Genomic DNA, 8,295 nt, shown 5'->3' on the forward strand with positions numbered 1-8,295 from the left:
ACCGCTCTTCCGATCTAAGCTGTCTGAGCCCGAGTTGATTTGAGAAAGCAAGTTTTTCATTTCAGAAACAAGTTGGTCAATGGAATTAGAGAGTTCACCGAATTCACAACTTGATTGGTAGTTCACATGGTGAGTCATGTCCCCTTGTGTCATCTTGCGTAATACCCGATTGATCAAGGACAGAGGTTTATGTATCGATCTGGATGTTAGGTAGCCAATGATTGCAGCAACAAATGCCGAGGCGATCGTCATAACGATGATCATAATTTCCGCAGATTCCACCGACTTAGCCGTGACTGAACTGGCCGAATCGACTTCGACCAATGCCATGTCTGAAAGCTGTTCAACCTCCGTTTCCATAGCACGTGTACTTTGCTGGGCTTGCTCAATCAAGCCTCGAATTTCGCTTTGCAGTTGGCGCTGACGAATCATTAGTGGCAGCATGCCTTTTTCTGATACTCCAGCTTCTTCTAGTTTCGCCAACGTTTTCTCGAATCGAGTAATGACTCCCGCACTGACTTTTATACTGCCAATACCTTCTTTGGCTCGGCTGACATTACTGGTAAATGTTTCCACTAATTTAGTCAGATCCATATCGGGGTTGGCTGCACGTAGTGTTCTGAGGTCTCGCTGTATTCCACTGGTTAAGCGATCGACTTTATTACTCTGAGAACGACTTTTGCTGACTTTATCTAGCAGCAGCAAGGTGACTTTTTGAAAAGAGTCTTCAAATTTCACAAAGACTTGTCTGGCACTATTAAGCTGTTGATTCAGCTCTATAGACTCCGTGTGCTGGCTCATGACTTGATCCGCCACTGAAAAATACCCTTCAGCGGTTTGTGTGATCACACTGGCTTTATCGGTTTGAGACGTGGTTGAGCGTATTCGCTCTAAAATGGCAAAAAATACCGCTCTTTGCTCATTAAATTCTTGTTGAATGGGAGGAAGAGATTCAATATCGGTATAAGTGATGTACTCAAGCAAGCTTCGTTGACTTTTTAAAACCGCCGTTTGTAACTTTGAAGTTTCGACTAAAAGCGGTGTGGCTTTTTGGGTAACTTGCCTAACATGAGAATCTACGGTCGTTAATTTGTAGTAACTGATCCCTCCGAGTAGGGCGAGCAACAGAAACATGATGAAATACCCACCAATGGTTCTTTGGACAATACTTAGTTTCATAATTTCCACCAGAAATGAACACTATCAATAAATGTAGACGAAGTTTTCACCTTGATCACAATTATTACTTCGTAGTTTCTTGACTTTCTGGATCTGATTAACGGATTTTTATTTCAGTAAACTCACTAACGCTCATCTTTAGGGGACCCCATCACCACCATTGTTGTGATGGATTTTACATGCTCACATTCACCCAGAACGTCGGAATGGATGAGTTTATAACTTGCTAGAGAACTAGTCTCAATGCGAAGTAAGTACTCATTAGCGCCTGTGATGTTATGGCATTCTACAACCTCATCAACAAAACGAACATGCTCTTCAAATTCTAGTTGCGCCTTCTTACTGTGGCTGGCTAATCCAATGGACACGTAAGCAATAAAACCAATTCCAAGCGGTTCACTGTTTAGGATCGCTCGATAACCTTTGATGACTTCTGTGCGCTCTAATTCCTGAACGCGGCGCAGGGTTGCTGAAGGCGATAACCCGACTCTGTCCGAAAGCTCAACATTAGAGATCCGGCCATCCACTTTGAGCGCTTGCAATATTCTTTCGTCAAACTTATCCATACCGTATTTTATTGCTCAATTAATTTTATATTCATCAATAAAAACACAAAATTGCGCATGATTCTACTTAACATTGTTTAAGAGAATAACAATGAACAACAATGAGGTACTTCAATGGAATTGGAACAACTGGGGGCACTGCTACTTTTCGCCTTCGTATCTACGTTTACACCAGGACCGAATAACATCATGTTGATGACATCGGGCGCGAATGTGGGCTTTGCGCGAACAATACCGCACATGCTTGGCGTTGCCCTTGGCTTTGCCTTTATGGTGATCTTAGTAGGAGTGGGATTAATGGGCGTATTTACGGCCTATCCAATCAGTCATCAGATATTAAAGTATGTGAGTGTGGCGTACCTTATTTATCTCGCTGCCAAAATTGCAATGAGCGGACGAGCAAAAGACGTCGATGATTTTAAGCCACTCTCTTTTATTGCAGCAGCGAGCTTTCAGTGGGTAAATCCAAAAGGATGGTCAATGGCCTTGAGCGCAGTAACACTATTCAGCAGCGCTGGCGCTTGGTTTGAACTGGCTATTATTGCCACAGCGTTTACCCTTGCTAACATTCCTTCGGTAAGCTTTTGGACGATTGCAGGTCAAAAGCTTCAACATTGGCTTATCACGCCAGTTCGTATTCGTGGTTTTAACCTTTCAATGGCGTTGCTGCTTCTCATTTCAACGGTGCCGATGCTGTAATTGAAACCCGTGCTTTAAGTAAAATCGGGGCTTTAAGTAAAATAGATGCTTAAGTGAAATAGATGCTTAAGTGAAATCGCAGCAATAATCAATAAGGCCATCTAGATTTCAATTGATGATACTAGATGGTCGTGATTGGGATAACCACTAACTATTACCTGGCTAAGTGGTCATAAAGAAAATCAATCAGTAAGCGTACTTTTGGCGATAAGTTTCGATTAGGAGGGTACACTGCCCAGATCCCCTCTTTGTCGTCTCGGTAATCACTCAACACTTCCACCAACTCGCCGCTTTCTAGCACTTCATTAACATAGTAATCCGGTAGCTGTACCATACCTAAATGACGTTTAGCGGCATCCAGTAGCGATAATCCACTGTTACACCGAATGCGACCCGACACTCGTAACGATTTTTCTTTGCCGCCCTCTTTGAAACGCCAGTGCCCTTGAGAGCCAACCAAGCAGTTATGGTGATTAAGTTCAGATAATGTGTGTGGTTCTCCCCAATGTTCAAGGTAAGTCGGGCTAGCACAAACATACAGCTGACGCTGAGAAAGACGCTTAGCAATCAAACTCGAATCTTCTAGCCGCCCCAATCTTATTGCGACGTCCACCCCCATTTCTATGAGATCGAGCTTCTGGTTGGTAAGCTGGAATTCTAAATCCACTTGCGGATATTGCGCTAAAAATTGATGAAGTAAAGGCGCCAGATGCGTTTCCCCATAAGTTACGGGGGCGGTCACTTTTAATAGACCTTTTGGGGATCGTTGCATTCGAGTGACCTCGATTTCAGCCAACTCTAACCCTTCAACTAAAAGTTTACACTGCTCAAAATAGATCTGGCCAGCCTCTGAAAGGGTCACCTTCCGAGTCGTTCTATGCAGCAGTTTTACCGCTAATCGTTCTTCAAGCGATGACACTCGCCGGCTAATTTGCGCGACCGATGTATTCATTTTTTTCGCCGCTCGAGTAAAACTGTTTGTTTCGGCCACGGCGACAAATTCACTCACGCCTTCCCAGTTTGCCATGCGATTCCTCAATGAGATTGGTGAAACCTTCATTATTACATATACGTAAAAATGTTTTCTATTATTACCGTATTATCATCTTTAATGAAATAGCTATACTGTTTCACAACAAATAAGACAAAACAAAAACAAGACAGCGGAAATCGACACTCTCATCTAATCTTATACAAGATATGGCAGCGCTTCCGCTTACTAAACCAGATAGGACTATCCAATGGCGATTGAAATCAAACCCGGTCAAACCTCTATTAAATCTAAAGCTGCTGTGGCATGGGCGGCTGGCGAACCCCTTAAAATGGAAGAAGTCGATGTTCAGCTGCCAAAAGCAGGGGAAGTCTTAGTTCGCATCGTCGCTACCGGTGTTTGCCACACGGATGCATTTACATTGTCAGGTGATGACCCTGAAGGAATTTTCCCGTCTATCCTTGGACATGAAGGTGGTGGCATTGTAGAAATGGTGGGGGAAGGTGTCACCAGTGTTGAAGTCGGCGATCACGTGATCCCACTTTACACCGCCGAATGTGGCGAGTGTAAATTCTGTAAATCGGGTAAAACAAACCTTTGCCAAGCCGTCCGTGAGACTCAAGGAAAAGGGTTGATGCCTGATGGTACCAGTCGCTTCTCTATTAATGGTGAAACCATCTATCACTACATGGGCTGCTCTACATTTTCTGAATTTACTGTATTACCTGAGATTTCTTTGGCTAAAGTATCCAAAGAAGCGCCGCTTGAAGAAGTCTGCCTATTAGGGTGTGGCGTCACAACAGGGATGGGAGCGGTATTCAATACAGCGAAAGTAGAAAAAGGCGACAACGTAGCCATCTTTGGTTTAGGTGGTATCGGCCTATCAGCCATCATTGGTGCGCGTATGGCGGGTGCAAACATCATTATCGGTGTCGACATTAACGAGAGCAAGTTTGAATTAGCCAAACAACTGGGGGCGACTCACTGCATCAATCCACAAAACTTCGACAGACCGATTCAAGATATCATTGTAGAAATGACAGACGGTGGCGTGGAATATTCGTTTGAGTGTATTGGTAACGTTAACGTTATGCGTCAAGCGCTTGAGTGTTGTCATAAAGGCTGGGGCGAATCCGTGATCATTGGTGTGGCTGGTGCCGGTCAGGAGATCGCAACTCGTCCATTCCAACTGGTTACCGGTCGGGTATGGCGAGGTTCTGCATTTGGTGGCGTTAAAGGCCGCTCTGAACTGCCAGAAATCGTTAACCGTTATATGGCCGGTGAATTTGGATTGCAAGAGTTCATCACCCATACCATGGGCCTTCAAGACGTCAACGATGCCTTTGACCTTATGCATAAAGGCGAGTCTATCCGTACCGTTTTACACATGGATAAATAAACTCACTTAATGAATAAACCAAGCGACTGAATAAACTAGGTTACTGAATAAACGCCTTTGTCATTGAAGGCGTTTCACTTTTTACCTTTTGATTATTCGTACCGTTTTATTATTTGTACCTTTTGATTTTTGGAACCCTTATGACTATCGAAAACATCAGCCAAGTCAAAGTTTCAGGTGGTTGGCACAAGCAATTCACTCATCACTCAACGACTCTGAATTGTTCAATGCGCTTTGCTATTTTCCTCCCGCCGAATGCCACCAAAACCTCGCCAGTTCCTGTTCTTTATTGGTTATCAGGGCTAACATGTACTGACGAAAACTTTATGCAAAAAGCTGGGGCGTTTAACAAAGCCGCAGAGCTTGGCATTGCGATCGTCGCACCAGATACTAGCCCAAGAGGAAGTGATGTGGCTGATGATGACAGCTACGATCTGGGTCAGGGGGCTGGATTCTACCTCAATGCCACAGAAGAACCTTGGTCTCGTCACTACCATATGTATGATTACGTGTCTCAAGAGCTGCCTAAGCTCATCGAGCAATGCTTTCCAGTGTCATCCGTTAAGTCTATTTCTGGGCATAGCATGGGCGGCCATGGTGCTCTTACCATTGGGCTTAAAAATTCAGATCAGTACCAATCCATTTCCGCTTTCAGTCCAATTAGTCATCCAATAAATTGCCCTTGGGGACAAAAGGCGTTTAACGCGTATTTGGGGTCGAATAAAGACGATTGGAAACAGTACGATGCGTGTGAATTATTAAGAGATGCACCATCTAGTCTGCCGATTTTGGTCGATCAAGGTGAAGCGGATAACTTCTTGGCTGAACAGCTAAAACCACAAGAACTCGTTGAAGCCGCGAAGCAACATAACTCGCCTTTGGATTTGCGGATGCATGCGGGCTATGACCACAGCTATTTCTTTATCTCTAGCTTTATTGATGAACATCTGTCATTTCATGCTAAGTATTTGATCAATACCAATTGAGAGAACATGAATAACAAAAACCAAAAGAGAGCGACCATTCGCTCTCTTTTTTTGATCCAAATCTTGGTCTCTGCTCTACTCATATAGCTACTCTACTCATATAGCTACTCTACTAATACAGCTACTCTGCCAACATTGGTACCACACAAACAGGGACCGTTGTTTTCAACGTATGACCGCTGTACACCAGGTCGCCAGTGTCTATGTCTCGTTTAAAACTCACCAATGAATTGGAACGTTGATTGGCCACCATACACCACTGGCCGTCATGACTCATGGCGAAGTCGCGTGGAAAGTCGCCTTCGGTTTCAACGGATTTAAGCCATTTTGGCAGTGCGCCATCAACTGAGAATATTGAAATTTGATTTTGATGGCGACAAGAAACATACAGAAACTGCCCATCAGGAGACAGTTTGATGGCAGAGGCAGCCTCTCCTTTTTCTTGATTCGGCAGTAAATCCGTTTCATCAACAACAACCCATTCGTCATCAATGTCTTTGAGCGTCACGAGCGTTTCAGACAATTCACACACCACATACGCTGTTTCTTCGATTTTATCGAAGACTAAATGCCTTGGCCCACTACCAGCTGGCATCAACACACTTTGCACCGGTGTGTTCTCAAAAGTCAGGCTATTGCGATCATAGGGGTAAAAATGAATAACGTCAGCCCCCAAGTCAACCACGGCTAATTGGTCACGAGTCGATAAAAAGGTGACCTGATGCGCATGGGGTGAGGTTTGTCTGTCGGGGTTCGCGCCTTTACCATCGACAAACAGATCCGCAATCAGATCGGTAGGGAGGCCTTGGCTGTCCAAAGTGACGATATTGACGTTGCCAGTGCCGTAATGAGCAATGGCGATGAACTGCTGATCTTTATCTACCGCCAAATGACACGGTGAATCCCCAATCAAATTTACAGTATGCTGTGATACGCTATTTGACATGTGTAATTTAGGAGGGCTTTCTTTTTCCACTTCATTTACGGTGTACACCGCCTTCGAGGTAGCTAAAGCATAAGAGGGGTTCTTCGTTTGAAGCATCACTTGCTTGTGCGCCATTTGACCGGAACGTCGGTTTAACTCGACAAGAAGCATTCCCTCATTGGCCTGTAAGCCATCACTGTAACATCCGATGATGAAATCCATTTATTCCCTTAATCAGTATTGAGTTAGAAAGAGCCTGTTACGACAGTCTACTATACATCTTCAAATGGATAGGGTGAGCTAGCTTCAATTGTTTGTGAAATAAGAACCGTTTATGAGATAAGAAAAAACCCACTCAGCTTTCGCTCAGTGGGTTTTCTGTTCTTACTCGCAGCAATCCTGCTACTGATAGATGCTCCCTGCATCGAATCCTTGATAGTAGGCTGATTCCTTCAGCGCTTTCCATATCATCGCCATCCTAGCGGTGTCCTTGGCCATCCTGCCCGTTAGCTTTCCTGGCTAACTTACATCACCCTTCCGTGAGTAGTGTCCTAACTTCATCATCCTGACAAAGATTTGCCTTAATCCTTTAAGCGTCCATTAACATAGTTGGTAACAATCCTTGCTACTAGCATCCAGCTAATGTCCTTTGCAGTCCTTGCTGACTATTCTTCCTGAATAACCATATCTTCTTCCTGAAGATGACCTTTCCTTGGGTCTTTCCTGTTCCGTGTCTGCTTCCTGCTGACAAAACAAATACTACGATGCTTATCCATCTTGGGCAATTATCAGCAAATAATTACTGCCAGATAAAAACGGACAAAAATAGTACAAACCATTATTAAACAAATACTTATTTAAGTTTCTTTTCTTTTATCGGCACAACTTGATTCCATACTCTCACATTGATGTAAGAGATCTCTTACACGCTAAAGAGCCGATTTAGAAACATCTTGATCGCTTGATGTGAGCGACGATGCTTTCTTGATCACCTTTAGCATCGATTAACCCAATAATCATGTTAAATACTCAACCATCAAAAAGCGTTAGGGGATATAATGATGGAATATTCAACCCATTCTTCTCCCCTTCGCTTATCAAATAAGGAGCTCTAATGATCTCTAAATGGTCACAACGATTTTTCCAAATGGCTGAACTCGTCGGCTCTTGGAGTAAAGACCCATCGACTCAAGTAGGCGCCGTGATTACAAAAAATAATCGTATCGTCTCAGTCGGTTTTAACGGTTATCCCCATGGGATTTCAGACAGCGCCGATACTGATGACCGTGATATGAAGTACTTGAAAACATTGCATGCCGAAGAGAATGCGATTTTGTTTGCCAAGAGAGATCTTGATGGGTGTGAGGTTTGGGTCACCCACTTTCCTTGCCCAAACTGCGCCGCTAAAATTATCCAAACGGGTATTTCAACGGTCCATTGCCCAGAACAAACGGAAGATTTTTTGTCACGCTGGGGGGAAAAGATCAAGATTAGCCAAGATATGTTTTCTCAAGCGGGTGTTACCGTCGATTGGCTGCCATTGGATAGCC

8 protein-coding genes are annotated in these 8,295 nt (G+C 43.9%); 4 read left to right on the forward strand and 4 right to left on the reverse strand.

What is annotated here, in order from left to right:
- Positions 1-1,179 (reverse strand): HAMP domain-containing methyl-accepting chemotaxis protein (locus ACP45E_RS12950; RefSeq protein WP_141707328.1); only part of this gene is annotated, 1,179 nt, incomplete at its 3' end.
- A 125-nt stretch (positions 1,180-1,304) separates the two neighbouring features.
- Entirely contained in the window at positions 1,305-1,745 is a 441-nt protein-coding gene (locus ACP45E_RS12955; RefSeq protein WP_017036188.1) for an Lrp/AsnC family transcriptional regulator, read from the reverse strand.
- 114 nt (positions 1,746-1,859) lie between these two features.
- On the opposite strand from ACP45E_RS12955, the gene ACP45E_RS12960 reads away from it, so the two are divergent.
- Complete coding sequence (locus tag ACP45E_RS12960) at positions 1,860-2,444, forward strand: LysE family translocator (RefSeq protein ID WP_017038692.1); 585 nt, start codon at positions 1,860-1,862, stop codon at positions 2,442-2,444.
- 154 nt (positions 2,445-2,598) lie between these two features.
- On the opposite strand, the gene ACP45E_RS12965 is transcribed toward ACP45E_RS12960, so the two are convergent.
- Positions 2,599-3,471: a LysR family transcriptional regulator gene (locus ACP45E_RS12965; protein ID WP_017036186.1), complete on the reverse strand. Its 873-nt coding sequence runs from the start codon at positions 3,469-3,471 to the stop codon at positions 2,599-2,601.
- Positions 3,472-3,685: 214 nt separating this feature from the next.
- On the opposite strand from ACP45E_RS12965, the gene ACP45E_RS12970 reads away from it, so the two are divergent.
- Positions 3,686-4,834 carry an S-(hydroxymethyl)glutathione dehydrogenase/class III alcohol dehydrogenase gene (locus tag ACP45E_RS12970; RefSeq protein ID WP_017036185.1) on the forward strand — a complete coding sequence of 383 codons (1,149 nt, stop codon included), beginning with the start codon at positions 3,686-3,688 and terminating at the stop codon, positions 4,832-4,834.
- 140 nt (positions 4,835-4,974) lie between these two features.
- Positions 4,975-5,820 (forward strand): S-formylglutathione hydrolase, encoded by an 846-nt coding sequence (fghA, locus tag ACP45E_RS12975; protein ID WP_017038693.1) that lies wholly within the window; start codon positions 4,975-4,977, stop codon positions 5,818-5,820.
- A gap of 121 nt (positions 5,821-5,941) precedes the next feature.
- Here the strand turns inward: fghA and ACP45E_RS12980 are convergent, their stop codons facing one another.
- Positions 5,942-6,967 carry a lactonase family protein gene (locus tag ACP45E_RS12980; protein WP_017036183.1) on the reverse strand — a complete coding sequence of 342 codons (1,026 nt, stop codon included), beginning with the start codon at positions 6,965-6,967 and terminating at the stop codon, positions 5,942-5,944.
- Between the two features lie 892 nt (positions 6,968-7,859).
- Between ACP45E_RS12980 and ACP45E_RS12985 the strand changes: the two genes are divergently transcribed.
- Positions 7,860-8,295: dCMP deaminase family protein (locus ACP45E_RS12985; RefSeq protein WP_069585081.1), on the forward strand; the 436-nt coding region annotated here is incomplete at its 3' end.

The sequence above is a fragment of the Vibrio genomosp. F10 str. 9ZD137 genome (assembly GCF_049974785.1).
GTDB lineage: Bacteria > Pseudomonadota > Gammaproteobacteria > Enterobacterales > Vibrionaceae > Vibrio.

Bases quoted from the DNA above. Each gene is read 5' to 3' on its own strand.
- ACP45E_RS12960 (WP_017038692.1), top strand. From the start codon at position 1,860: ATGGAATTGGAACAACTGGGGGCACTGCTACTTTTCGCCTTCGTATCT.
- ACP45E_RS12955 (WP_017036188.1), bottom strand. From the start codon at position 1,745: ATGGATAAGTTTGACGAAAGAATATTGCAAGCGCTCAAAGTGGATGGC.
- ACP45E_RS12965 (WP_017036186.1), bottom strand. From the start codon at position 3,471: ATGGCAAACTGGGAAGGCGTGAGTGAATTTGTCGCCGTGGCCGAAACA.
- ACP45E_RS12980 (WP_017036183.1), bottom strand. From the start codon at position 6,967: ATGGATTTCATCATCGGATGTTACAGTGATGGCTTACAGGCCAATGAG.
- ACP45E_RS12970 (WP_017036185.1), top strand. From the start codon at position 3,686: ATGGCGATTGAAATCAAACCCGGTCAAACCTCTATTAAATCTAAAGCT.
- fghA (WP_017038693.1), top strand. From the start codon at position 4,975: ATGACTATCGAAAACATCAGCCAAGTCAAAGTTTCAGGTGGTTGGCAC.